At 71.3% G+C, this 24092-nt stretch carries 22 protein-coding genes and 1 tRNA gene; 17 read left to right on the forward strand and 6 right to left on the reverse strand.

The window, feature by feature from the left end:
• The first annotated feature begins 133 nt into the window (after nt 1-133).
• Both ACIRG9_RS09630 and ACIRG9_RS09635 read left to right on the forward strand, forming a co-directional pair.
• A complete protein-coding gene (locus ACIRG9_RS09630; protein ID WP_402852765.1) occupies nt 134-397 on the forward strand; it encodes a DUF6244 family protein in 264 nt (87 codons plus the stop codon).
• A gap of 197 nt (nt 398-594) precedes the next feature.
• On the forward strand, nt 595-1401 hold the full coding sequence (locus tag ACIRG9_RS09635) for a lipase family alpha/beta hydrolase (RefSeq protein ID WP_402852768.1): 807 nt from the start codon (nt 595-597) through the stop codon (nt 1399-1401).
• Nucleotides 1402-1406: 5 nt separating this feature from the next.
• Here ACIRG9_RS09635 and ACIRG9_RS09640 read toward each other — a convergent pair whose 3' ends face one another.
• The gene (locus tag ACIRG9_RS09640) at nt 1407-3011 is read right to left on the reverse strand and encodes a GMC family oxidoreductase (RefSeq protein WP_402852771.1); all 1605 of its coding nucleotides are present in this window, start codon (nt 3009-3011) and stop codon (nt 1407-1409) included.
• Nucleotides 3012-3264: 253 nt separating this feature from the next.
• Here ACIRG9_RS09640 and ACIRG9_RS09645 point away from each other — a divergent pair, with 253 nt between their 5' ends.
• From ACIRG9_RS09645 to ACIRG9_RS09665, 5 genes are all read left to right on the forward strand, one after another.
• Nucleotides 3265-3630 carry a YciI family protein gene (locus ACIRG9_RS09645; protein ID WP_402852772.1) on the forward strand — a complete coding sequence of 122 codons (366 nt, stop codon included), beginning with the start codon at nt 3265-3267 and terminating at the stop codon, nt 3628-3630.
• A 292-nt stretch (nt 3631-3922) separates the two neighbouring features.
• Nucleotides 3923-5371 carry a pyruvate kinase gene (gene pyk / locus ACIRG9_RS09650; protein WP_402852774.1) on the forward strand — a complete coding sequence of 483 codons (1449 nt, stop codon included), beginning with the start codon at nt 3923-3925 and terminating at the stop codon, nt 5369-5371.
• Nucleotides 5368-6252: an acyl-CoA thioesterase gene (locus ACIRG9_RS09655; RefSeq protein WP_402852777.1), complete on the forward strand. Its 885-nt coding sequence runs from the start codon at nt 5368-5370 to the stop codon at nt 6250-6252. The genes pyk and ACIRG9_RS09655 overlap by 4 nt, the downstream gene beginning before the upstream one ends.
• Nucleotides 6253-6323: 71 nt before the next feature.
• Nucleotides 6324-6809, forward strand: coding sequence for an RrF2 family transcriptional regulator (locus ACIRG9_RS09660; RefSeq protein WP_402852780.1), 486 nt, complete (start codon nt 6324-6326; stop codon nt 6807-6809).
• A 336-nt stretch (nt 6810-7145) separates the two neighbouring features.
• Nucleotides 7146-8210 carry a sulfite exporter TauE/SafE family protein gene (locus ACIRG9_RS09665; RefSeq protein WP_402852783.1) on the forward strand — a complete coding sequence of 355 codons (1065 nt, stop codon included), beginning with the start codon at nt 7146-7148 and terminating at the stop codon, nt 8208-8210.
• A gap of 36 nt (nt 8211-8246) precedes the next feature.
• Here the strand turns inward: ACIRG9_RS09665 and ACIRG9_RS09670 are convergent, their stop codons facing one another.
• A complete protein-coding gene (locus ACIRG9_RS09670; protein ID WP_402852786.1) occupies nt 8247-9680 on the reverse strand; it encodes a pyridoxal-dependent decarboxylase in 1434 nt (477 codons plus the stop codon).
• A gap of 230 nt (nt 9681-9910) precedes the next feature.
• Here ACIRG9_RS09670 and ACIRG9_RS09675 point away from each other — a divergent pair, with 230 nt between their 5' ends.
• Entirely contained in the window at nt 9911-12190 is a 2280-nt protein-coding gene (locus tag ACIRG9_RS09675) for a cellulose binding domain-containing protein (RefSeq protein WP_402852789.1), read from the forward strand.
• Between the two features lie 179 nt (nt 12191-12369).
• On the opposite strand, the gene ACIRG9_RS09680 is transcribed toward ACIRG9_RS09675, so the two are convergent.
• Together ACIRG9_RS09680 and ACIRG9_RS09685 are read right to left on the reverse strand one after the other, a co-directional pair.
• Entirely contained in the window at nt 12370-13380 is a 1011-nt protein-coding gene (locus tag ACIRG9_RS09680; protein ID WP_402852791.1) for an LLM class flavin-dependent oxidoreductase, read from the reverse strand.
• A gap of 46 nt (nt 13381-13426) precedes the next feature.
• Complete coding sequence (locus ACIRG9_RS09685; protein ID WP_402852794.1) at nt 13427-13906, reverse strand: Lrp/AsnC family transcriptional regulator; 480 nt, start codon at nt 13904-13906, stop codon at nt 13427-13429.
• A 102-nt stretch (nt 13907-14008) separates the two neighbouring features.
• Between ACIRG9_RS09685 and ACIRG9_RS09690 the strand changes: the two genes are divergently transcribed.
• Nucleotides 14009-15166, forward strand: coding sequence for a trans-sulfuration enzyme family protein (locus ACIRG9_RS09690; protein ID WP_402852796.1), 1158 nt, complete (start codon nt 14009-14011; stop codon nt 15164-15166).
• Between the two features lie 58 nt (nt 15167-15224).
• On the opposite strand, the gene ACIRG9_RS09695 is transcribed toward ACIRG9_RS09690, so the two are convergent.
• Together ACIRG9_RS09695 and ACIRG9_RS09700 are read right to left on the reverse strand one after the other, a co-directional pair.
• Nucleotides 15225-15974: a helix-turn-helix domain-containing protein gene (locus ACIRG9_RS09695; RefSeq protein WP_402852799.1), complete on the reverse strand. Its 750-nt coding sequence runs from the start codon at nt 15972-15974 to the stop codon at nt 15225-15227.
• A 33-nt stretch (nt 15975-16007) separates the two neighbouring features.
• Nucleotides 16008-16081 (reverse strand) — tRNA-Leu (locus tag ACIRG9_RS09700).
• Between the two features lie 92 nt (nt 16082-16173).
• On the opposite strand from ACIRG9_RS09700, the gene ACIRG9_RS09705 reads away from it, so the two are divergent.
• The 8 genes from ACIRG9_RS09705 (at nt 16174) to ACIRG9_RS09740 (ending at nt 24089) form a co-directional block, all read left to right on the forward strand.
• Nucleotides 16174-16794 (forward strand): ANTAR domain-containing response regulator, encoded by a 621-nt coding sequence (locus tag ACIRG9_RS09705; RefSeq protein WP_402852801.1) that lies wholly within the window; start codon nt 16174-16176, stop codon nt 16792-16794.
• Nucleotides 16795-16849: 55 nt separating this feature from the next.
• Nucleotides 16850-18049, forward strand: a complete 1200-nt coding sequence (locus tag ACIRG9_RS09710) for a hypothetical protein (RefSeq protein WP_402852803.1) — start codon at nt 16850-16852, stop codon at nt 18047-18049.
• 259 nt (nt 18050-18308) lie between these two features.
• Nucleotides 18309-19469, forward strand: a complete 1161-nt coding sequence (locus tag ACIRG9_RS09715) for a branched-chain amino acid ABC transporter substrate-binding protein (RefSeq protein ID WP_402852804.1) — start codon at nt 18309-18311, stop codon at nt 19467-19469.
• Nucleotides 19470-19571: 102 nt separating this feature from the next.
• Nucleotides 19572-20522, forward strand: coding sequence for a branched-chain amino acid ABC transporter permease (locus ACIRG9_RS09720; RefSeq protein WP_402852807.1), 951 nt, complete (start codon nt 19572-19574; stop codon nt 20520-20522).
• A complete protein-coding gene (locus ACIRG9_RS09725; RefSeq protein ID WP_402852809.1) occupies nt 20519-21628 on the forward strand; it encodes a branched-chain amino acid ABC transporter permease in 1110 nt (369 codons plus the stop codon). Before ACIRG9_RS09720 ends, ACIRG9_RS09725 begins: the two co-directional genes overlap by 4 nt.
• On the forward strand, nt 21621-22451 hold the full coding sequence (locus ACIRG9_RS09730; RefSeq protein ID WP_402852812.1) for an ABC transporter ATP-binding protein: 831 nt from the start codon (nt 21621-21623) through the stop codon (nt 22449-22451). The genes ACIRG9_RS09725 and ACIRG9_RS09730 overlap by 8 nt, the downstream gene beginning before the upstream one ends.
• On the forward strand, nt 22441-23151 hold the full coding sequence (locus ACIRG9_RS09735) for an ABC transporter ATP-binding protein (RefSeq protein WP_402852814.1): 711 nt from the start codon (nt 22441-22443) through the stop codon (nt 23149-23151). The genes ACIRG9_RS09730 and ACIRG9_RS09735 overlap by 11 nt, the downstream gene beginning before the upstream one ends.
• Before the next feature lie 32 nt (nt 23152-23183).
• On the forward strand, nt 23184-24089 hold the full coding sequence (locus ACIRG9_RS09740) for an ABC transporter substrate-binding protein (protein ID WP_402852817.1): 906 nt from the start codon (nt 23184-23186) through the stop codon (nt 24087-24089).
• Nucleotides 24090-24092: the final 3 nt, after the last annotated feature.

The following is a 24092-nucleotide window of genomic DNA, read 5'->3' on the forward strand; positions in this document are numbered from 1 at the left end:
GGGGCGGTGGCGTTCCTCGGTGGTCGGCGTGATGGCACGGTCGCGGGGGGTGCCGTGGTCTCGTAGGCTCCGGGGGTGCCGGTGCGGTGCGATGGCCCGGGCCGAGCGAGGCGGGCGACTTCGGGGAGGGCGTGTGAGCGCGGCGCAGATCATCGCGAAGCTGGCGGCGGCGGTGCAGAAGTTGGACGAGGCGAAGGCCAAGACGGCCGCCGCGGCGCAGGACGCCGCCGAGGCGCGGGCGCTGGTGACCGGTGCGCTGGAGGGCGCGGCGGCCGGTCCGTTGGTCGGCGTGATCGACGCCTACCGGCAGGCGCTTGCCCAGGCGGCCCAGGGCGGCGGGCCCGCCCGGCAGCACGTGCAGGAGACGATCGCCAAGGTTCAGGCGTTGGGACACTGAGCGCGACATCTGAAACTCGATCGATGGATCGCGCGCCCGGAATGCCGGAACGTGCCCCCAGCGCGACATCTTGTTACCCAAGCGTAACTTGTCATTGACGGGCGCCTATTGCGAGCTCCATCATCGTTCCCACGATCGATCGGATCCCCCACCCGTCCCTCCCGGTCTCCCGGGTGCCTCCCAGCGGAGGTGCAGCCATGCTGCTCCGAAAGATCATCACCGTCTCCTGCGTCGTCGCCGCCCTGCTCGTCCCCGCCACCGCCGCCCAGGCCGCCACGCCGACCGGTTCCGCCACCCCGACCGGTTCCGCCACCACCGCCGGCCGCACCGTTACGGCGACGGCCTCGGCCAACCCGGTCATCGTCGTCGGCGGGCTGATCGGCGTCTCCATCGCGTACGAGCCGATCGCCGCCCGGCTGCGGGCCGACGGCCGCCGGGTGTGGATCTACCAGCTGCCCGGGCTGGGCGTCGGCGACATCCGCGACTCCGCCCGCGCGTTGTCGTCCTACGTGGACCAGGTGCGTGCCGCCACCGGCGCGACCAAGGTGGACCTGGTCACCCACTCCGAGGGCGGCCTGGTCTCCCGCTGGTACGTCAAGTTCCTGGGCGGCGCCGACAGGGTGGCCCACTACGTCAGCCTGGGCACCCCGCAGCAGGGCACCTACGTCGCCAACATCCTGAACGTCGTCGGGCTGGGCAGTTGCGCCGGCATCGTCGCCTGCCAGCAGATGTCGATCGGCTCAAGCTTCCTCACCGACCTCAACGACGGCGACGAGACCCCCGGCGCGGTCCGCTGGACCACCGTGCGCACCTGGCAGGACGAACTGGTCCGGCCGGTCGACAACGCCGTGCTCGCCGACGGCGCCACCAACGTGCTGGTCCAGGGGTGGTGCCCGCTGCGGGTGGTCGGCCACCTCGGCCTGGTCCTCGACGGTACGACGTACACCGTCGTCCGGCAGGCGCTCGCCGACGCGGCCATCCGGCCCGACTGCTTCGCCCTCTGACCCGGTCAGTCCCGGATGCCGCAGTTCAGAATCAGGTCGGCGGCCCGCCAGGCCAGCGCGGACACCGGCGCGCTGATCCAGCCGGCGACCATCACGGGCAGCACCGACGCGTCGACCACGCGGAGCCCGGCCACGCCGCGTACCCGAAGTTGCGGGTCGACGACGTGCTCGTCGTCCGGGCCCATCGCGCAGGTGCCGATGGCGTGGTAGCCGCAGTAGCCGTCCGCCAGGGCCGCCTCGACGATCTCCTCGTCGGTCCGCGTCGCCGGGCCGGGCAGCGTCTCCGCCGCGAGCCGGTCGGCGATCGGCGCGGTGGCGAAGAGTTCCCGCATCCGCCGGAAGGTGTCCACCGCGACGGTGCGGTCGTGCGGGGTGTCGAGGTAGTTGGCCACGATCGCGGGCGGGGTGCGCGGGTCCGGCCCGGTGATGGCCAGGCTTCCCTCGCTGTCCGGACGGGTCACCGTGCCCAGGCACATCAGGCCCGGCTTCCGTTCCAGCTCCAGCGCCCGACCGGGCCGGCGCGGCGCCGCCGAGAACGGGGCCATCAGCAGGTGGGCGTCCGGGCGGTCCAACTCGGGGCGGGACTTGATGTGGGCCGCCACGTCGAGCACCGGCAGGGCGAGCGGGCCGCGGCGGGTGAACAGGTAGCGGAGCCCGGCGCGGGCCTGTCCGAGCGGACCGGCGAGGCGCGCGTTGTAGCCGCCCGGCCCGGCCAGCCGGTACTGCAGGGCCATCGACCGGTGTTCCCGCATGCCCGCGCCCACCCGGGGCCGGTCGAGCAGCACCTCCACCCCGGCGGAGCGCAGCGTGTCGGCCGGCCCGATGCCGGAGACCTGCAGCAGTTGCGGGGTGGCGAGGGCACCTCCGGCGAGGATCACCTCGGCGGCGGCCAGATGGTCGACCTGCCGGCCGCGGTGCTCGGTGCGTACCCCGAACGCCCGCCCGTCCCGGACCAGCACCCGCAGCGCGACGGTGTCGACCGCGACGGTCAGGTTCGGCCGGCCGCGTACCGGATGCAGGAAGGCGTGGGCGGCGCTGACCCGGCTCCCGTCGCGGATGGTGGCCATGGCATAGCCGATCCGCTCGTCGTCGTCGGCGTTGAGGTCGTCGACCCGGCGCCAGCCCAGCTTTTCCCCGGCCTCGATCATCTCCTCGCAGAGTTCGTCGGTGCCGGTGGCGGTGGAGAGCCGCAGCGGGCCGCCGACGCCCCGCACCGGCGAGGCACCCAGCGGGTTGTCCTCCAGCCGTTTGAAGATCGGCAGCATGGTCGACCAGCCCCAGCCGGGGTTGCCGAGGCGTTCCAGCGCGTCGTAGTCCGGCTGGGCGCCGCGGCTGTAGATCATGCCGTTGACCGAGGTCGAGCCGCCGATCATCCGCCCGCGCTGCCATGTCTCGTCCCGCCCCGGCCCGGTCGTCGCCGGATAGTGCCAGGCCGTACGCCGGTCGTCCATCAGGCGGGAGAACGCCTTGGGTACGCGGACGAAGGGGCTGCGGTCCCAGCCGCCCGCCTCGATCAGCAGCACCCGGGTGCCCGGATCCTCGCTGAGCCGGTTGGCCAGCACACACCCGGCCGCACCCGCGCCGACGATGACGTAGTCGAATTCGTCCACCTCGGACCCCACTGTCCCATGCGCGAAAATCCCTCACACCGTAGCGAATCGATCATGTGACGGAAAGTGTCGAGGCGACATTCTGTCTGCGAGTTCGCGCCCCCGGCCGGCGGGTGCCGCTGGTCGGGGGCGACGGGACGAAGGGCGCGGCGGGTCGACAACCCGGCGGCGGCGCGGGCAGTTGCCGCGAGCGACCGCGACGGCGGTCCACGCCGTGCGAGGCTGAGTCGGGGCGTACGTCTGGAGGTGCGACATGGCCGGAATGCCGCAGGTCGACTTCGCGCTGGACACGTACGAGTGCATCGTGCTCTATCCGGGGCCGTCGGGCCGGGCCCTGCCGGAGGAGACGGTGCAGCGCCTGCAGGCCGAGCACATCCAGCACATGCGGGCGTTGCAACGGCGGGGCGTCATCCTGATCGCCGGCTCGGTGGACGGCCCGGCCCGGCAGCCGGACCCGCCGATCGGCTTCGGCCTGGCCCGCACCGGCTCGGTCGACGACGTACGCGCCGTCATGGAGGCCGACCCGGCGGTGCAGGCCGGGCTCTACCGGGTGGACGTGCTGACCTTCCTCTGCCCGGCCGGCTCGCTGGAGTTTCCACTCGCCAAGACGCAGAGCTGACTCCCGGGGCGGACCCGCCCGGGAGCGGCCGCCGCCCGTCCGGACGACGGCGGTCAATCGCTGATCGACGCGGCCTCGAGCCGCGCTCGCGGGCGGGTCGGGAGCGCTCCGCCGGACAATGACGGCGGGCGGTACGATTTCCGCCGCGGTCGCCGATGCCCGCCACACACACGACGCCCCGGGTGCCATCGGGCACCCGCCCGCCGGGCGGGAAATCTCGCGTCGTTGGACAAATGTTCCGCGTTCCGAAAGGGGCCGGCCGGCAGGTCGACCCGGAGGAGAGACTAGCCTGATGGGCGTGACACGCCGCGCGAAGATCGTCTGCACACTCGGTCCCGCCACCTCTTCCCCGGAGCGCATCCGGGGCCTGGTCGAGGCCGGCATGAACGTGGCGAGGCTCAACTTCAGCCACGGCAGTCACGCCGACCACGAGGCGGTCTGCCGGCTCGTCCGGGAGGCGGCCGAGGCGGCCGGGCGCCCCGTGGCGGTGCTCGCCGACCTTCAGGGCCCGAAGATCCGGCTCGGCCGGTTCGCCGACGGCCCGCACGAGTGGCGCACCGGCGACTCGGTGGTGATCACCGGGGACGAGATCCTCGGCACCAAGGACCGGGTCTCCTGCACCTACCGCAAGCTGCCGCAGGAGGTGAAGCCGGGCGACCGGCTGCTGATCGACGACGGCCGGGTGGCGGTCGAGGTCAGCGACGTCACCGGCAACGACATCCGGTGCCTGGTCACCGAGGGCGGCGCGGTCTCCAACAACAAGGGCGTCTCGCTGCCGAACGTGGCGGTCAGCGTGCCGGCCCTGTCGGAGAAGGACGCCGAGGACCTGCGCTTCGCGCTCGGCCTGGGCGTCGACATGATCGCGCTCTCCTTCGTCCGCTCACCGGAGGACATCAAGCTGGTGCACGGGATCATGGCCGAGGAGGACGTGTTCCGCCCCGTGCTGGCCAAGGTCGAGAAGCCCGAGGCGGTCGACCACCTGGAGGCGATCGTGCTCGCCTTCGACGGCGTCATGGTCGCCCGCGGCGACCTCGGCGTGGAGATGCCGCTGGACCAGGTGCCGCTGGTGCAGAAGCGGGCGGTGCAGCTGTGCCGGGAGAACGCCAAGCCGGTCATCGTGGCCACCCAGATGCTCGACTCCATGATCGAGAATTCGCGGCCGACCCGCGCCGAGGCCTCCGACGTGGCCAACGCGGTGCTCGACGGCGCGGACGCGGTGATGCTCTCCGGCGAGACCAGCGTCGGCAAGTACCCGGTGCTCACGGTCAGCACCATGGCCAAGATCGTCCAGACCACCGAGTGTGGCTCGATCTCCGTGCCCCGGCTGCAGCACGACCCGCGTACGCACGGCGGCGCGCTCACCGTCGCCGCGTCCTCGATCGCCCGCGCCATCGGCGCCAAGGCGCTGGTCGCCTTCTCGCAGACCGGTGACACCGTCAAGCGGCTCGCCCGGTTGCACTGCGACCTGCCGCTGCTGGCCTTCACCCCGGTGCCGGAGGTGCGTAACCAGCTCGCCCTCTCCTGGGGTGTCGAGACGTTCCTGATGCCCTTCGTCGAGCACACCGACGACATGTTCCGCCAGGTCGACCAGGCGCTGCTCGGCCTCAACCGGGCCAACCCCGGCGACTACGTGGTGATCGTGGCGGGCAGCCCGCCCGGCACCCCCGGCTCCACCAACACTCTGCGGGTGCACCAGCTCGGTTCGCTGGTCGACGCCGCCTCGGCGCGGGCGTTGCAGTGACCGAGCCGGCCGGGGCGACCGGGCAGGCCGCGGTCGACCAGCTCCTGGCCGTGCTCGACCTGGAGCACACCGGCGAGATGACCTTCCGGGGGATGAGCCCGCCGGTCGGTCCGCAGCGGGTGTACGGCGGCCAGGTCGCCGGCCAGGCGCTGGTCGCCGCCGGGCGCACCGTCGACCCGGAGCGCCTCGTGCACTCCCTGCACGGCTACTTCGTCCGCCCGGGCGACCCGGCCGAGCCGATCGAGTACCAGGTGGAGAACGTCCGGGACGGCCGCTCCTTCTCGGTACGCCGGTCCGTCGCCATCCAGCACGACGAGCCGATCTTCTTCATGTCGGCGTCGTTCCAGCGGCACGAGGAGGGGCTGGACCACCAGGCTCCCGCCCCCCTCGACGTGCCCGGTCCGGACGAGGTCCCGACGATGACCGACCGGCTCTCCCGCTACCCGGAGCGCCTCGGCATCTGGGGCCAGATCCCGCGCCCGATCGACGTCCGCTACGTGGGCGAGCCCGGCTGGGTACGCCCCGGCGAACGGCCCGCCGAGCCGCACCAGCGGGTCTGGATGCGCATCGACGGCAAGCTGCCCGACGATCCGCTCCTGCACGCCTGCGCCCTGACGTACGCCTCGGACCTGACCCTGCTCGACTCGGTGCTCTCGGTGCACGGCGAGGTCTGGGGGCCCGGGGGAGTGGTGGGCGCGAGCCTGGACCACGCCCTCTGGTTCCACCGGTCCTTCCGCGCCGACAAGTGGTTCCTCTACGACTGCTGGAGCCCGTCCGCCTCCGGCGCCCGTGGCCTGGCCACCGGCCGGATGTTCACCACCGACGGCCGGCACATCGCCAGCGCCGTGCAGGAGGGGCTGCTGCGCCGGGTCGGCGCCTGACCGGCGAGCCGTGACCGTTCGACCGAGGGCCGGAAGATCGGCCGGCTGACCAGCGGACTAACCTAGCCGGCATGCGTCTCTCCGCCCGGGTCGACTACGCCCTTCGCGCCGCCGCCGAACTCGCGGCGGTGGAGGGCACCACGACGGCCGGCGGTTCGGTCACCGGGCGGAGCCGGCCGGTGACCGCCGAGCAGATCGCCCGCGCCCAGGAAATCCCGCCGAAGTTCCTGGAGAGCATCCTGCTGCAGCTGCGCCGGGGCGGCATCGTGCACGCCCAGCGCGGCCCCGAGGGCGGCTACTGGCTGGCCCGGCCCGCCTCGGAGATATCCCTGGCCGAGGTGATCCGCGTGATCGACGGCCCGTTGGCGCACGTGCGTGGCCAGCGCCCGGAGCAGCTCGGCTACCAGGGGGCGGCCCGGGCGTTGCAGGAGGTCTGGATCGCGCTGCGGGCCAGTGAACGGGAGATCCTCGAACTGGTCACCGTCGCCGACGTGGCCAGCGGCAAGCTGCCCGGCCGGGTCAACGAGCTCGTCGCCGACCCGAGCGCCTGGACCTGACCGCCGCCCACCGCACTACCGCCTGCCGCGCCGGCGCACCGCCGCACCGGGCACCGCCGACTGCCGGGCACCGCCCCGCCCAGCGTGCCGCCGCCCACCGTGCCGCCCGCCCACCGTGCCGCCGCCCACCGTGCCCCCGACTGCCGGGCACTGCCCCCGCCCACCGTGCCGCCGCCCGGCGTGCGGCGTCGCTGGACGTCGTGCGGTGACCCGGTGGCGGTGCGGCTGACCCGCGCGCCGTTCGGCTCGTCTCACCAGGCGGGTGAAGGACTTGACCGGAGCGCCTCCGTGCCGCATTGTCGACCAAGTCGATAGGAGATACCGAAAAGTCGGAGGATGCTCGTGCGCAAGCTGCTGATCCTCGCCCTGGTCGGGCTCGCCGCGCAGCTGGTCGACGGCGCGCTCGGCATGGCGTACGGGCTCACCTCCTCCACCCTGCTGCTCTTCGCCGGGGTGGCGCCGGCCGCCGCGTCCGCCTCGGTGCACCTGGCCGAGATCGGCACCACCCTCGCGGCCGGGGTGTCGCACTGGCGGTTCGGCAACGTCGACTGGCGGGTGGTCGCCCGGATCGCGCTGCCCGGCGCGATCGGCGCGTTCGCCGGCGCCACCTTCCTCAGCTCCATCTCCACCGAGGCCGCCGCACCGTGGATGGCCGCCATCCTGTTCACGCTGGGCGCGTACCTGCTGGTCCGCTTCTCCCGGCCGCTGCGCCCGAACCGGGCCGCCGGCCGCCTGCGGGGCCGTTTCCTCGCCCCGCTCGGGCTCTTCGCCGGCTTCGTCGACGCCACCGGCGGCGGAGGCTGGGGCCCGGTCGCCACCCCGGCGCTGCTGGTCTCCGGCCGGATGGAGCCGCGCAAGGTCATCGGCTCGGTCGACACGGCCGAGTTCCTGGTGGCCGGGGCGGCCAGCGCCGGTTTCCTCATCGGACTCGGCACCGAGGGCTTCCTGCTGTCCACCGTGGCCGCCCTGCTGATCGGCGGCCTGATCGCCGCGCCGATCGCCGCCTGGCTGGTCCGCATCGTCCCGGCCCAGTTGCTCGGCGCGGTCATCGGCGGGGTGATCGTGCTGACCAACACCCGCGCGCTGCTGCGCGCCGCCGGGCTGGGCGGCCCGGTCCCGCCCCTGGTCTACGCGCTGCTCGGTGGGGGCTGGCTGGTCGCGCTGGCGCTGGCGGTGCGGGCGCTGCGCCGGGCCCGCCGGGCCCGTGCCGTCGCCGAGGCGGCCCGCACCGCGTCGCCCGCAACCGCACCGCCCGCAACCGTGCCGCCCGCAACCGCACCGCCCGTGGCCGCGCTGCCCGTGGCCGCACCGCCGGTGGCACTGCATGTGCCGCAAACGGCGGTCTCCGACTTCGAAGAGACCACCACACGCCGCACACGGAGTCGATCATCGGCCGCATAACGTCCAGCCATGCGAGCACGGCGTGGCACGGGATGGTCAGACCGTGAGCGGGTCGTCGGCGGCGGTGCAGAGCAGCGCCCAGGCCTCGTCGACGTGCTGCTCGGTGGTCAGCGGCGAGCCGACCGCCAGGCGTAGCGCGTAGCGCCCCTCGATCCGGGTGTGGGTCAGCAGCACCCGTCCGGTGGCGTTGACCCGGCGCAGCAGCTCGGCGCTCGCCTCGTCGCCAGCCCGCAGCCGGAAGCAGACCAGCGAGAACGGATGCGGCGCGGCCAGCTCGAACCGTTCGTCGGCGGCGACCCGCGCGGCGAAGCGGTCGGCGAGCGCCACCCCCGAGCGGATGTGCGCCCGCAGTCCCTCGACGCCGTACCAGCGCAGGACGAACCAGAGCTTGAGCGCCCGGAACCGGCGGCCCAGCGGCACCTGCCAGTCCCGGTAGTCGATCACCGCCCCGGACTCGGTGGCCGTGTTGCGCAGATACTCCGGCATCACCGTCAACGCCTCGATCAGCTCACCCCGGTCGGCCACCCAGAACGCGTCACAGTCGAAGCCGGTGAGCAGCCACTTGTGCGGGTCGAAGCAGTACGAGTCGGCGTGCTCGACCCCGGCGTGCGACCAGCGCAGCTCCGGGCAGACCGCCGCCGAGCCCGCGTACGCGGCGTCGACGTGCAGCCACACGCCGTACTCGGCGCAGACCTCGCCGATCTCCGCCACCGGATCGACCGCCGTGGTGGACGTGGTGCCGATGGTGGCCACCACGATCGCCGGCACCACGCCGGCCGCCAGGTCGGCCTCGATCGCCGACCGCAGCGCCGCCGGGCGCATCTCCTGCGTCGCCGGGTCCACCTCGATCAAGCAGACCCCGTCAGCGCCCAGCCCGGCCAACCGGGCCGCCTTCTCGATCGAGGAGTGCCCCTGCGTGGAGGTGTACGCCCGGTAGCGCCGGTCGACGCCGTCGGTCCGCCAGCGGCCCTTGCTGGCCCGATGCAGCGCGCCCAGCGTGGCGACCAACGCCGCCGACGAGGCCGAATCCTGGATCACCCCGCCGCCGCGGCCGGTCGAGCGGAACCGCTCCGGCAGGTCGAGCAGCTCGGCGAGCCAGTCCAACATGACCGTCTCCAGCTCGGTGCAGGCGGGCCCGGTCGACCAGAGCATCCCCTGCACACCCAGGCCGGAGCTGACCAGATCGCCCAGCACGCTCGGGCCGGAGGTGTTGGCCGGGAAGTAGCCGAAGAACCCCGGGTGCTGCCAGTGGGTCAGCCGAGGGACGACGACCCGGTCCAGGTCGGCCAGCACGGCCTCGACCGGCTCGCCCTGCTCGGTCGGCCCGGCCGGCAGCGCGGCGGCCACCGCGCCGGGCGGATCCTGCGAGGTCACCGGCCGCTGCCCGACCGTCTTCCAGTAGTCGGCGATCCAGTCCACCACGGCGTACCCGGCGCGGCGGAACTCCTCCGGGTCCATGTGCTCGGCCATGCCCTGAGTCGATCAGGTGGGCCCGGCCGGGGCAAGGGGACGCGGTGGTGGTTGTGCGCGCCGAAAGCGCCGTCCTACGATGCCGGTGCGCGGAGCCAAATCACCGGCGTCGATCAGTGTCGTCGTCCACCGTCACCGTCACCGTCAGCGTCAGCGCGGCGTATCCTCCAGCCGGTCCGGGCAGGCCGGCTCCTCTGTCGCGTGCCTGACCTGCGCGAAAGGCAGCTTCCGTGCATCTCACCACACCGCGCCGCCGGACCGTTCTGCTCGCTGCGGCCTCGGCGGCCACCCTCCTCGCCGGCGTCCTCACCACGGTGACCGCCGCCGCGGCCACCGCCGCCTGCCGGGTCGACTACCGGGTCACCAACCAGTGGGGCGGCGGCTTCGGCGCCGACGTCACCGTCACCAACCTCGGCGACCCGGTCAACGGCTGGACGCTCGCCTGGGCCTGGACCGCCGGCCAGCAGGTGACCCAGTCGTGGAACGCCACTGTCACCCAGTCCGGCGCCCAGGTCACCGCCCGCGACGCCGGGTACAACGCGGCGATCGGCACCGGTGGCACCGCCGCCTTCGGCTTCAACGCCTCGTGGAACGACACCAGCAACCCGGCCCCGGCCAGCTTCGCGCTCAACGGCACCACCTGCACCGGCACCGCCCCGCCGACCAGCGCGCCGCCGAGCAGCAACCCACCCCCGACCACCGCACCCCCGACCACCGCGCCGCCCACCAGCCCGCCGCCCACGACCACGCCACCGCCGGGCGGCGCCAAACAGCTGGAGAAGCTGGACCGAGGCCTGATCAGCGTCCGCTCCGGCAGCGGCAACCTGGTCTCCTGGCGGCTGCTCGGCACCGAGACCACCGGGGTGGCGTTCAACCTCTACCGGGGCACCACCAAGGTCAACAGCACCCCGATCACCGGCGCCACCAACTACCTCGACAGCGGCGCGGCGGCCGGCTCGGCGTACACGGTGCGGGCCGTGGTGAACGGCGCGGAACAGGCGGCGTCCGCCCCCGCGCTGCAGTTCCCCAACGGCTGGCTGGACGTGCCGATCCAGCCGCCGCCGGGCGGCACCACCCCGACCGGGGAGGCGTACACCTACTCCGCGAACGACGCCAGCGTCGGCGACCTCGACGGCGACGGCCGGTACGAGTTCGTGCTCAAGTGGGACCCGTCGAACAGCAAGGACAACTCCCAGTCCGGCTACACCGGCAACGTCTACGTCGACGCGTACACCCTCACCGGCACCCGGCTGTGGCGCGTCGACCTCGGCCGCAACATCCGCGCCGGCGCCCACTACACCCAGTTCCAGGTCTACGACTACGACGGTGACGGCCGCGCCGAGGTGGCCATGAAGACCGCCGACGGCACCCGCTCCGGCACCGGCCAGGTGATCGGCTCGTCCTCGGCCGACCACCGCAACTCCAGCGGCTACGTGCTCGCCGGCCCCGAGTACCTGACCATGTTCGACGGCCGCACCGGCGCCGCCCTCTCCACCGTGGACTACGACCCGCCGCGCGGCACCGTCTCCGCCTGGGGCGACTCGTACGGCAACCGGGTCGACCGGTTCCTCGCCGCCACCGCCTACCTGGACGGGGAACGCCCCTCGCTGATCATGGCGCGCGGTTACTACACCCGCGCGGTGATCGCCGCCTGGGACTTTCGCGACGGCACCCTGCGCAAACGCTGGACCTTCGACTCCAACACCAGCGGTAACGGCGCCGCCGCCGGCCAGGGCAACCACAACCTCTCCGTCGCCGACGTGGACGGCGACGGCCGCCAGGAGATCGTGTACGGCGCTGTCGCGATCGACGACAACGGCCGGCTGCTCTGGTCCACCGGCAACGGGCACGGCGACGCCCTGCACGTCGGCGACCTCGACCCGTCCCGGCCCGGACTGGAGGTGTTCAAGGTCGACGAGGACGCCGCCAAGCCCAGCTCCTGGATGGCCGACGCCCGCACCGGCCAGGTGCTCTGGCAGACCGCGCCGAACGGCGACAACGGCCGCGGCGTCTCCGACGACATCTGGGCCGGCAGCCCCGGCGCCGAGTCCTGGTCCGCCGCCGTCGACGGCCTGCTCAACACGAAGGGGCAGAACGTCGGCCGCAAACCGTCCTCACAGAACTTCCTCGTCTGGTGGGACGGCGACCCGGTCCGTGAACTGCTCGACGCCACGAAGATCGACAAGTACGGCACCAGCGGCGAGACCCGGCTGCTCACCGGCAGCGGCGTGGCCGCCAACAACGGCACCAAGTCCACCCCGGCGCTCTCCGGCGACATCCTTGGCGACTGGCGGGAAGAGGTGGTCTGGCGCACCAGCGACAGCACCGCGCTGCGCATCTACAGCACACCGACCCCGACCAACCTACGCATCCACACCCTGATGCACGACCCGCAGTACCGGGTCGCCATCGCCTGGCAGAACACCGCCTACAACCAGCCACCGCACACCGGGTTCTTCCTCGGCGACGGCATGGCCACCCCACCAACACCGAACATCTACCTGCGCTGAACCCACAGCCGACAGGCAGAAAGGCACCGGGCCGCCAGCCGCGGAATCCGCGACGGCGGCCCGGTGCACCACACCGCGGCACTCCCGACCCGTCCCGACCGGGAGTGCCGTACCACCACCGGAACCCAACCTAGAGGCGTCGCGCGACGGTGGGGTGACGTGGCTATGAAGAGCGTGTTTCAGCCTTTTCGGCGCAGACCGCCGGCCACCCGCTCGGCGATCAGCTCGAACGAGCGGATCCGATCGGCCACGTCGTACACCATCGTCGTCAGCATCAGCTCGTCCGCGCCGGTCCGCTCGAGCAGCGCGCCGAGCTGCCCGGCCACCGTCTCCGGCGAGCCCGTCGCCTGCCCCTCCCGCCGCTGCGCCACGAACTCGCGCTCCAACTCCGAGTACGGGTAGGCCGCCGCCGCCTCCGGCGTGACCAGCGGCTCCGGCCGCCCCGAGCGCAGTTTCAGGAACGACAGCCCGGCCGGGCCGGCCAGCCACTCCGCCCGCTCGTCGGTCTCCGCGCAGACCGCGTTCACCGCGACCATCACGTACGGCCGCTCCAGCCACTGCGACGGCCGGAAGCTCTGCCGGTAGAGCTGCACCGCGGGCAGCGTGTTCTGCGCGCTGAAATGGTGCGCGAACGAGAACGGTAGCCCGAGCAGCCCGGCGAGCTGGGCGCTGAACCCGCTCGATCCGAGCAGCCAGACCGCCGGCGACTGGCCCCGGCCCGGGGTCGCGGTGATCGGGCCCGGCTCGGCTCCGCTGAAGTAGTTCATCAGGTCGGCCAGCTCCCGAGGGAAGTTCTCGGCCGACAACCCTTCCATGGTCCGGCGCAGCGCCAGCGCGGTCACCTGGTCGGTGCCCGGCGCCCGGCCGACACCCAGATCGATGCGACCCGGGTGCAGCGCCTCCAGGGTGCCGAACTGCTCGGCCACCACCAGCGGCGCGTGGTTGGGCAGCATCACCCCGCCCGAGCCGAGCCGGATCGTCGCGGTGTGGGCCGCGAGATGAGCCAGCAGCACCGCCGGCGCGGAACTGGCGATCGCCGGCATGTTGTGATGCTCGGCCACCCAGAACCGGCGGTAGCCCAACTCCTCGGTACGCCGGGCCAGCTCGGTGGTGTGCCGCAGGGCCTCACCGGCGCTGCCGTTGGCGGCGACCGGGGCAAGATCAAGAACAGAGAGCGGTACGTCGATCACGAACCTGACCAACCAGCCGCCGGCCGGAAATGTTCCGGGCTCGGTCCTAACCCATCCCTCGCGCCTGCTCGAAGATCAGACTCGTCTGCGTGTGCTGCACCGCCGGATCCACCGCCAGGTGATCCAGGACGAAGTCCCGCAGCGCATCCCCCGACGCGGCCCGCACGTGCAGCACGTAATCCTCCGCACCCGCCACGTGGAACACCGACACCACCCCCGGCAGCCGCACCGACCGGGCCCGGAACGCGTCCACCGCCGCCCGCTCGTGCGCCGTCAGGCGCACCGACACCAACGCCTGCAACGGCAACCCCACCGCCGCCGGATCCACCTCCGCGTGGATCCCGCGGATCGCCCCGCTCTCCCGCAACGCCCGAGTACGCGCCAGACACGTCGACGGCGCCACCCCGACCCGCTCCGCGAGCGCGTTGTTCGGCAGCCGGCCGTCGGCCGCCAACTCGGTCAGGATCGCGCGGTCGACGTCGTCCAACGCGGCGAACGGCCGTACAACATTCAGTGCGACAGGCATACGAACATCATTCTCCGAATCCAGCGACAATAGAAGGGCCACTAGCAGAATTTCCTTCGTTCCTATTGCTCGACATCGTCCTCATGTTCGACGCTTCCAGCCATGACCGCCGTGGACACCACAGCCGTGCACGCCGGGCGCGACGACCTCGCCGGGCTCGGCGTCCACGTACCGCCCATCGACCTCTCCACCACCAACCCCCTGCCATCCGTCTCCGGCGGTGGCGACGCCTACGAGACCCTCGCCACCGGCGGCACCCTCCCGCCCGGCGGCAGCGCCGTCTACCAGCGCCTCTGGAACCCCACCGTCGCCCGCTTCGAAACCGCCCTCGCCACCCTCGAAGGCACCGCCGAAGCCGTCGCCTTCGCCAGCGGCATGGCAGCCCTCACCGCCACCCTGCTCGCCGCCACCCGCGACGGAAACCGCCACGTCGTCGCCGTCCGCCCCCTCTACGGCGGCACCGACCACGTGCTCGCCACCGGCCTGCTCGGCACCGAGGTCACCTGGGCCCGCCCCGACGAGATCGCCACCGCGATCCGCCCCGACACCGCGCTGGTCGTCGTCGAAACCCCGGCCAACCCCACCCTCGACCTCGTCGACATCGCCGCCCTCGCCACCGCCGCCGGCGACGTCCCGCTGCTCGTCGACAACACCGTCGCCACCCCGGTGCTCCAACAGCCCGCCCGGCACGGCGCCGCCCTCGTGCTGCACAGCGCCACCAAGAGCATCGGCGGACACGGCGACGTCCTCGCCGGCGCCGTCGCCTGCGACTCCGACTGGGCCACCCGGCTACGCCAGGTCCGCGCCGTCACCGGCGCGATCCTGCACCCGCTCGGCGCGTACCTGCTGCACCGCGGCCTGCAGACCCTGCCGCTGCGGGTCCGCGCCCAGCAGGCCGGCGCCGAGAAACTCGCCGGCTGGCTCGCCGGCCACCCCGCCGTCACGCGGGTCCACCACCCCTCGCTGCACGACCCGGCCGGGCTGGTCGGCCGCCAGATGTCCGGCACCGGCAGCCTGCTCGCCTTCGAGGTGCAGGGCGGCGCCCCCGCCGCGGCCACCGTCGCCGGCGCCTGTCAACTGATCACCCACGCCGTCTCGCTCGGCGGCGTCGACACCCTGATCCAGCACCCCGCCTCGCTCACCCACCGGCCGGTCGAGGGCGACGCCAAGCCGGGCGGTGCACTGCTGCGACTCTCCGTCGGCCTGGAGGACCCGGAGGACCTGCGGGCCGACCTGGCGCAGGCGCTCGCCGCGATCTGATCCGCCACGGCTGCGTCCCGGGCGTCCCGCCGTCCGGGCCCGGGGCGCGGCCCCGACGTCAGGACTTCGGGCCGACGTGGCGGTCCAGTGTGGCCACCGCGTCTCGCCGCGCGACGGAGAGGCAGTTGCGGCGGTTCATCCGCCACGCGATGCCGAGCAGGTCGAGCGCCCACTGGCAGAGGCCCATGATGTCCACGGACTCGTTGGTGAACATGTAGCGCGGATAGACGTACTGCTTGCCGCGGACGGTGACCCGATTGCTGAACCGGCAGCCGTCGGAGTGGAAAAGGCCGCGCAGGAAGTCGCCGGGATGGGCCTGGACGATCGGCCGCTGCCAGTCAGCCAGGACGATCGGCCGCTCGTGCTTCTTGCCGGGCCCATGCTGGGGCAACAGGCACGGCCAGTGTTTGCCGTAACTCTGCACGCTGACGCAGCCCTGGCTCTTTACACGCTGCACCGAGGCCGCGAGGACGTTCTTCATCGCTTCCTCGCATGCGTCCATCAGGCCAGGCCAGGCATCGGCGCAGCTGATGCGTAACACCGGGATCCGGGCGGTGGTGACCAGGTGACCGTCGCCGAGATAGAGGCCGAGCAGGTAGGCGTACTGGGCTGGATTTGTCGGATTGCCGGCCTCGGAGCGGCAGCGGAAGCAGCGCATAGCGGTGCCGTGTTGCTTTGGCTCTGGTTGGACCCTGCACCAGTGCCGGACGGTGGGATAGGAGACCCCAACGGCGCGAGCCGCCTCCGCGACGGTCGCCCCGGTCAGGTAGAGGCGCCTCGCGCGGGCGCGAATTTCGGGAGGATGCACCCACGCATCTTCGAACGCGTGTATGACAGTTTGTGCCCCCGGTGGGATTCGAACCCACACTGTCGATCTTTTGAGAATCGCGCCTCTGCCGGTTGGGCTACAGGGGCTTCTGTAGTTCGGCCCCATCAGGTTACCCACTAGGCTAAGGGCGGCGACACCCGGCACGGGGGTGTCGGGCTCGAACTGGTGGGAGAGGCTCGTGGCGGAGACGCAGACGGATGCCGAGCGCAGGCGGGTACTGATCGCCGAGGACGAGGCGCTCATCCGGCTGGACCTGGCCGAGATGCTGGCCGAGGAGGGCTACGAGGTGGTCGGCGAGGCCGGTGACGGCGAGACCGCCGTCAAGCTCGCCGAGGAGCTCAAGCCGGACCTGGTCATCCTCGACATCAAGATGCCGATCATGGACGGGCTGGCCGCCGCCGAGCGGATCGCCGGCGCGCGGATCGCCCCGGTGATCATCCTGACCGCGTTCAGTCAGCGTGACCTGGTGGAGCGGGCTCGGGCGGCCGGCGCGATGGCGTACCTGGTCAAGCCGTTCCAGAAGAGCGACCTGGTCCCCGCGGTGGAGATCGCGCTGTCCCGCTACTCGGAGCTCGCCGCGCTGGAGGCGGAGGTCGCCGGCCTCACCGACCGGCTGGAGATCCGCAAGACCGTCGAGCGGGCCAAGGGCGCCCTGATGACCACGTACGGGATGACCGAGCCGCAGGCGTTCAAGTGGATCCAGCGTACGGCGATGGATCACCGGCTGACCATGAAGGAGGTCGCCGAGCGGATCCTCGCCGAGACCGCCGGCGGCGAGGTGGCGCAGCCGACCGCCTGACGGCGCGCTGGTCGGCAGACGCTCCGGAGCGGCGGTAATCGATAGAGTGTGATTCGTGGCGGCGCGTCGGCTTGCGGTGATGCTCGGCGTCGTCCTTGTGCTGCTCGCCGGTTGCGTGCGATCGCCAGCGCACGTCGAGCCCGCGCCGCTCCGTCCGGAGTGGCGGGCGTTGACGCTGCCGGTGCCGCCGGGAGCGCCCGGCCGGCTGATGCTGCGCGATGTGGTGGCCTGCGCCGGGCGTTGGTTCGTGGTGGGCGGCGTGGGCGATCCGGCGGGGGAGATTCGTCCGGCGGCCTGGGCAAGTGTGGACGGCCTGTCATGGTCGTCCGTGCCGATCGTGGCGTCTACTTTCTACGGTCGGCGGCACCTGCTCTACGCGGCGGCCTGTCGGCAGGGTCGACTGGGTGCGCTGGGGGCGAGGGGCGGGGGCGCGCACGGCAATCCGCGTACGGGCACCTGGGCGCAGGCTGCCGATGGCTCGTTGCGGGAGGAGGCGGCCCCGTTTGAGTTGTACGGGGGGCCGCAGGCGGTGAGTGTCTCGCGGCTGGTGGCCGGGCCGGGTGGGTGGGTGGTGGTCGGCTCCCGGTCTGACGGGGCGGCGGTCTGGACCTCGCCGGACGGGGTGCGATTCACACTGCGCGAGGGTGTGCCGGAGTTGGCCGGGGACGGACGGGGCCGGACGATCGGGCTCGATGCGGTGGCCGTACCACCGGGGTGGCTGGTGGTGGGGGCGGTCCTGCCGCCGCACGCGGCGGCGATGGCGCCGCTCTCCTGGGTTTCGTCCGACGGGCGGGCCTGGCGGCGGTTGGCGCTGCCGGCGTCGGACGGGCGGAGTCAGGCGCAGCGGGTGGTGCTGGTGGCTGGCGCGGTGGTGGCGGTCGGTCCGGTGCGGTCTGGTTTCGGGGTGTGGCGGGCGGCGCTCGCCGGTGGTGGTGCGGAGCGGATCCCTGATGCTGGCTGGCGGCGGGTCGGTGGTTTCGGCGAGGTGGGTGTGGGGGTGTCGGCGGTGCGGGCGCTGGCGTCTCTGGGCGGTGGGGGGTTGGTGGCGGTGACGGGTGACGGGGGTGGTCACGGTCTGTGGTTCTCGGGCGATTTGGGCGGTTCATGGCGGCCGTTGGCGTTGCCGGTCGCGGTGCCTGAGGGCGGGGACAAGGCGGTGGCGCTGGCCTCCGTTGAAGATCGACTGGTGTTGGTCGCGGATGACGGTGTGGGGTCTCTTGCCTGGTGGACGGGGTTGCCGATTGCCGGCCGGTAGCTGATGAACTGCCGTTGAGTGCTTACCGGGATGGCGGGGGTGCAGGGCCCGGAGGTCTGTAGATCTCTTACAGCGATCGTTCCCAATCCGCCACGGCGTGTAACGGTTCGGTCAACCCGCTCTTCTGGGGCTTACGTCACACCTGCAAGGTGGGATAGCGTCCGGCCCCAGACCGGCGACGACGGTCTGGTTCGGTCGCCCCCGCAAGGGCCAATCGGCAGCGGTGGTTCGGACCATGGGACTGAGGAGGGTCTGGGCCTTGAGGCAGAAGCTCACACGAGTGCTCGGCGGCGTCGCCGCGATCGCGCTCGCCGTTGGTGGTGCCGCGGCGTGCAAGAGCGACAGCGGCTCTGAGGCGTCCGGTGGCGGGTGTGGTTACAAGATCGCGTTCTTCGGAGCGCTGACCGGCTCCGACGCGGCGCTGGGCATCAACGAGAACAACGGCGTGAAACTCGCCCTTAAGCAGTACAACGAGGCCAACAAGGACTGCAAGGTCGATCTCCTTGCACTGGACTCGCAGGGCAGCCCGGACCAGGCGCCGCAGCTTGCCACGCAGGCCATCGATGACGAGAAGGTCATCGGTGTTGTCGGGCCGGCCTTCTCGGGTGAGTCGGAGGCAGCCGACCCGCTGTTCTCCGAGGCGGGTCTGGTGCACATCAGCGCGTCCGCGACCCGACCCAGCCTGAGCGAGCAGGGCTGGAAGACCTTCTTCCGGTCGGTCGGCAACGACAACGCGCAGGGCCCGGCGGCCGCGAAATACATCAAGGACGAGCTGAAGTCCGAGAAGGTCTTCGTCATCGACGACCAGTCGGCGTACGGCATGGGCCTGGCCGACGAGGTGAAGAAGGCGCTCGGTGGCGCGGTCATCGGCGAGGACAAGGTCCAGGGCGGCGGCAAGCAGACCGAGTTCTCCGGCACCGTCACCAAGGTGAAGGCCTCCGGTGCCACGGCCGTCTTCTTCGGTGGCTACTACACCGAGGGTGGCCTGATCCGTAAGGCGCTGACCAACGCCGGTATCAAGGCGACTCTGGTCGGTGCCGACGGCATGAAGGACCCGGCCTTCATCGACGGTGCGAGCAAGGAGGCCGCGGAAGGCACCATCTTCACCTGCCCCTGCCTGCCGGCGAGCGAGGTGAAGGGGACCTTCCCCGCCGACTACAAGGCGGAGTTCGGCGTCGACCCGGGTACCTACAGCGACAACGCCTTCGACGCGGCGAACATCCTGCTGGCCGGCATCAAGGCGGGCAAGACGAGCCGTAGCGACCTGCTGGCGTTCGTGAAGGGCTACACCGGTGAGGGCGTGGTCGGTTCGTACAAGTTCACCGACACCGGCGAGCTGGACCCGTCGGCCGTCCAGATCTGGGCGTACGAGGTCAAGAACGGCGAGATCACGCCGGTGAAGCGGGTTCCGCTGACGTAGTGCCACGGCGGTTCTGACCGTCAAGAAATCGCTGCGGGTGCGGTCGGGGGCACCTTCCCCGGCCGCACCCTGGCTTCTCTTCAAGTCGCTGGAGCACCCTTCTTGAACGTCGACGGATTGATCTCCAATTTTGGAGAGCTTACGACGACCGGGCTGACCGTGGGGGCGATCTACGCCTTGGTCGCGCTCGGCTACACACTGGTTTACGGTGTGCTGAGGCTTATTAACTTCGCCCACTCCGAGGTCTTCATCTCCGGCGCGTACGCCGCGATCTTCACCTGGAGCATGTTCGGTCTGACCGGGAACTCCCGGGTCTCCGGGGTGGGGTCGATCGTGTTGTATCTGCTGGTCGCGATGCTGGCGGCGGCGATTGCGTCGGCGACGGTGGCGACCGTGGTCGAGCGGGTGGCCTACCGTCCGCTGCGTAAGCGCAACGCCCCGCCCCTGGCCTTCCTTATCACGGCGATCGGTGCGTCGATCGTTATCTCGGAGGCGTTCGGCGTCTATACGCGACGGTTGTCGCGGGGCGCGCCGGCGATCGTGCCGCCCGAGCCCCTGTTCCGGATCGGCAAGGCGGAGATCGGCTGGGTGGAGCTGCTGATCGTCGGCTCCGCGTTGGTGATGATGGTCGCGCTCGACCAGTTCATCAACCGCAGCCGGATCGGTCGCGGGATCCGGGCGGTGTCCCAGGATCCGAACACCGCGGCCCTGATGGGGGTGAACAAGGACCGGATCATCATGATCGTCTTCATCGCCGGTGGCCTGATGGCCGGCGTGGCGGGCGTGCTGTACAACGTGCGGATCGGGGCACTGGCCTACAGCGTCGGGTTCATGCTGGGGCTCAAGGCGTTCACCGCCGCGGTGCTCGGCGGCATCGGCAACCTGCGTGGCGCGCTGCTCGGCGGCCTGCTGCTCGGCTTGAGCGAGAACTACGCCTCGGGGCTGTTCGGTTCGCAGTGGAAGGACCTGACCGCCTTCGTGGTGTTGATCATCCTGCTGATGTTCCGGCCGACCGGTCTGCTGGGCGAATCACTGCGGGGAGCGCGGGCATGACGGGCACGATGGAGAAGTTCCGGGCGGGCCGGCACGCGGTCGGCGAGCGTTGGCATGGCCTGCCGCGCTGGGTGCACTGGCTGGTCATCGCGGCGGTGATCGCCTTCTTCTACGCCCTGCCGAACAAGGAGTTCTACCAGTGGCTCGGGCCGATCCCGACCACCGGGTCCAACTTCGGCCAGGTGCTGTTCATGATGTCGATCTACGTGTTGCTGGCCGTGGGCCTCAACATCGTGGTCGGCTTCGCGGGCCTGCTCGATCTGGGCTACTTCGGCTTCTTCGCCGTCGGGGCGTACACGGTGGCGGTGCTGACCTCGCCGAGCAGCGACCTGAAGACGGTGTGGCCGTGGCTGACGGTGCTGCCGGTCGCGGTGGCGCTGGCGTTGGTGTCGGGCGTGCTGCTGGGTCTGCCGACGCTGCGGTTGCGGGGCGACTATCTGGCGATTGTGACGCTGGGCTTCGCGGAGATGATCCGGCTGACGGCGACGAGCGCGCCGTTCCTGAAGGGCCAGCGCGGCTTCAACCAGATTCCGCACCCGCCGGGCAAGCAGGCCGACGGCACGCCGCTCTTCGGTGTGCTGGATCCGCGGCCGTATTACTGGTTGGTGCTCACCTTGATCATCCTGGTGGTGCTCGGGGTGCGGAACCTGTCGCGCAGCCGGGTCGGTCGGGCCTGGGTCGCGATCCGGGAGGATGAGGACGCGGCGCAGCTGATGGGGGTGCCGACGTTCAAGTTCAAGCTGTGGGCCTTCGCCTGCGGCGCCGCGATCGGTGGTCTGGCGGGCGCGCTGTTCGCCGGTAAGCAGAACTTCGTCAACAACCAGAGCTTCGAGCTGCTGAACTCGATCATCATCCTGGCGGCGGTGATCCTCGGTGGTTCCGGCAACATCCTCGGTGCCATCGTCGGTGGTGGCCTGGCCTACTACCTCATCGAGCGGTTCCGGGGCGTGGAGTTGCTCGGCATCGAGCTGTACGAGTACCGCTTCGCGTTCTTCGGGCTGACCCTGATCGTCATGATGATCTACCGCCCGCAGGGCCTGATCGCCAGCCGGCGCAGAGCGGCCGAGTTCAAGGATCGGCGCAAGGAGGTGATCGTCGGTGGCTGAGACGGTGCAGAACGTTCCCGCGCAGCGGACCGCGTCGGTCGAGGTCGAACGGGAGCCGCTGCTCGAGGTCGACCACGTCACGCTCCGCTTCGGTGGCGTCGTGGCGCTCAACGACGTGGACTTCACTCTCTACAAGGGGGAGATCTTCGGGCTGATCGGGCCCAACGGCGCGGGCAAGACCACGTGCTTCAACGCGATGACCGGCATCTACCGTCCCAGCCAGGGGGAGATCCGGTTCCAGGGCGAGCGGGTCAACGGAAAGAAGCGGCACCAGATCACCAAGCTGGGCATGGCCCGTACCTTCCAGAACATCCGGCTCTTCCCCGAGATGACAGCGCTGGAGAACGTGCAGGTGGGCGCGGACGCGCACCACAAGACGAGCGTGATCTCGGCGCTGCTGCGGCTGCCCCGGCACTGGCGCGAGGAGCGCGACGGGGTGGAGAAGGCCGAGGGGCTGCTGGAGTTCGTCGGGATCGCGGGGCGGATGCACGAGTCGGCCCGCAACCTGTCCTACGGCGAGCAGCGCCGGCTGGAGATCGCCCGAGCGCTGGCCACCGACCCCGTGCTGCTGTGCCTCGACGAGCCGGCGGCCGGTTTCAACCCGGCGGAGAAGGAAGAACTGCTGCAGCTCATCCGGAAGATCCGTGACCGGGGCGTCACCGTGCTGCTCATCGAGCACGACATGAAGCTGGTCATGGGCGTCACCGACCGGATCGCGGTGCTGGAATTCGGAAAGAAGATCGCGGAAGGGCTGCCGGCGGAGGTACGGGAGAACCCGAAGGTGATCGCCGCCTACCTGGGAGTGCCGGACGATGCTGCTTGAGATCGAAGACCTGAGCCTGCTCTACGGGCGGATCCAGGCGCTGCACGGCATCAGCCTGACGGTGGGCGAGGGTGAGATCGTGGCGCTGATCGGTGCCAACGGCGCCGGAAAGTCCACCACGATGCGGGCCATCTCCGGGATCCGGCCGGTGTCCGCCGGCCGGATCCGGTTCGACGGCGAGGACATCACCAAGCTCCGGGCGGACCTGCGGGTGCGGCGCGGGTTGTGCCAGGCCCCCGAGGGGCGCGGCGTCTTCCCCGGCATGACGGTGCTGGAGAACCTGGACATGGGGGCGTACACCCGACGGGACCGGGCGGGCATCGCCCAGGACCTGGACCGGGTGCTGGAGCTGTTCCCGCGGCTGGCCGAGCGGCGCAAGCAGGCCGGCGGCACCCTCTCCGGCGGTGAGCAGCAGATGCTGGCCGTCGGGCGGGCGCTGATGAGCCGGCCGAAGCTGCTGCTGCTCGACGAGCCGTCGATGGGTCTCGCGCCGATGCTGATCCAGCAGATCTTCAAAATCATTGCGGAGATCAACGAACAGGGCACCACGATCCTGCTGGTGGAGCAGAACGCGCAGCAGGCACTTGCTCGGGCGCACCGCGCGTACGTTCTGGAGACCGGACGGATCGTCAAGAGCGGCACCGGCGCCGAGCTGTTGCACGACTCGGCGGTCAAAGAGGCCTATCTGGGCGTGGCCTGACCGGCCGTCACCCCTAGTGCAAGGAGTGGGACATGTTCAACATCAGTGGTGGCCGCCGCGCGGTCGTCGGGGTCACCGGCGCTGCGCTGCTGGCCCTGTCGATCGCCGGGTGTGGCCAGGAGGAGGCCACCGATCAGCCCGGTGGTGGCCCGTCCGTGACCGCGACGGCGGACTCGGGGCTGGCCGCGAAGGTGCCGGACGCGATCAAGGCGGACGGCAAGATCGTGGTGGGTAGCGACACGTCCTACGCCCCGGCCGAGTTCCTCGACAACGACGGCAAGACGGCCATCGGGTTCGACATCGAACTGTTCAACGCGGTCGCCGCGAAGCTGGGGCTGAAGGCGGAGTTCGTCTCCGCGGACTTCGGCGCCATCATCACCGGCGTCAGCTCGGGCAAGTACGAGGTCGGCGTCTCGTCGTTCACCATCAACGACGAGCGCAAGGCCCAGGCCAACATGGTCAGCTACTACCAGGTCGGCACCCAGTGGGCGACCAAGAAGGGCAACCCGGCCGGCGTCGCGATCGACAACGCCTGTGGCAAGAAGATCGCGGTGCAGAAGGACACGGTCCAGGTCGAGGACATCGAGAAGCGGTCGAAGGCCTGCACCGACGCGGGCAAGCCGGCGATCACCATCGAGCAGTTCCCCGGTCAGGACGCCGCGACCGCCGCGGTGGCCTCCGGCAAGGACGACGCGATGCTCGCCGACTACCCGGTCGGGGTGTACGCGGTGACCCAGTCCGAGGGCCAGCTGGAGCTGCTCGACAAGATGTACGAGGCGGCGCCCTACGGCTACGTGGTGGCCAAGGACCAGACCGCGTTCGCCGAGGCGGTCCGGGACGCGACGAAGGCCCTGATCGAGGACGGCACGTACAAGGCCATCCTGGACAAGTGGCAGGTCGGGGACGGCGCGATCACGGACCCCGCGGTCAACCCGTAACAC

Origin of the sequence: Micromonospora sp. NPDC093277 (assembly GCF_044765245.1) — a bacterium.
Taxonomy (GTDB): domain Bacteria; phylum Actinomycetota; class Actinomycetes; order Mycobacteriales; family Micromonosporaceae; genus Micromonospora.

Bases quoted from the DNA above. Each gene is read 5' to 3' on its own strand.
- ACIRG9_RS09635 (WP_402852768.1), top strand. From the start codon at position 595: ATGCTGCTCCGAAAGATCATCACCGTCTCCTGCGTCGTCGCCGCCCTG.
- ACIRG9_RS09645 (WP_402852772.1), top strand. From the start codon at position 3,265: ATGGCCGGAATGCCGCAGGTCGACTTCGCGCTGGACACGTACGAGTGC.
- pyk (WP_402852774.1), top strand. From the start codon at position 3,923: ATGGGCGTGACACGCCGCGCGAAGATCGTCTGCACACTCGGTCCCGCC.
- ACIRG9_RS09660 (WP_402852780.1), top strand. From the start codon at position 6,324: ATGCGTCTCTCCGCCCGGGTCGACTACGCCCTTCGCGCCGCCGCCGAA.
- ACIRG9_RS09665 (WP_402852783.1), top strand. From the start codon at position 7,146: ATGCTCGTGCGCAAGCTGCTGATCCTCGCCCTGGTCGGGCTCGCCGCG.
- ACIRG9_RS09670 (WP_402852786.1), bottom strand. From the start codon at position 9,680: ATGGCCGAGCACATGGACCCGGAGGAGTTCCGCCGCGCCGGGTACGCC.
- ACIRG9_RS09685 (WP_402852794.1), bottom strand. From the start codon at position 13,906: ATGCCTGTCGCACTGAATGTTGTACGGCCGTTCGCCGCGTTGGACGAC.
- ACIRG9_RS09690 (WP_402852796.1), top strand. From the start codon at position 14,009: ATGACCGCCGTGGACACCACAGCCGTGCACGCCGGGCGCGACGACCTC.
- ACIRG9_RS09725 (WP_402852809.1), top strand. From the start codon at position 20,519: ATGACGGGCACGATGGAGAAGTTCCGGGCGGGCCGGCACGCGGTCGGC.
- ACIRG9_RS09735 (WP_402852814.1), top strand. From the start codon at position 22,441: ATGCTGCTTGAGATCGAAGACCTGAGCCTGCTCTACGGGCGGATCCAG.
- ACIRG9_RS09740 (WP_402852817.1), top strand. From the start codon at position 23,184: ATGTTCAACATCAGTGGTGGCCGCCGCGCGGTCGTCGGGGTCACCGGC.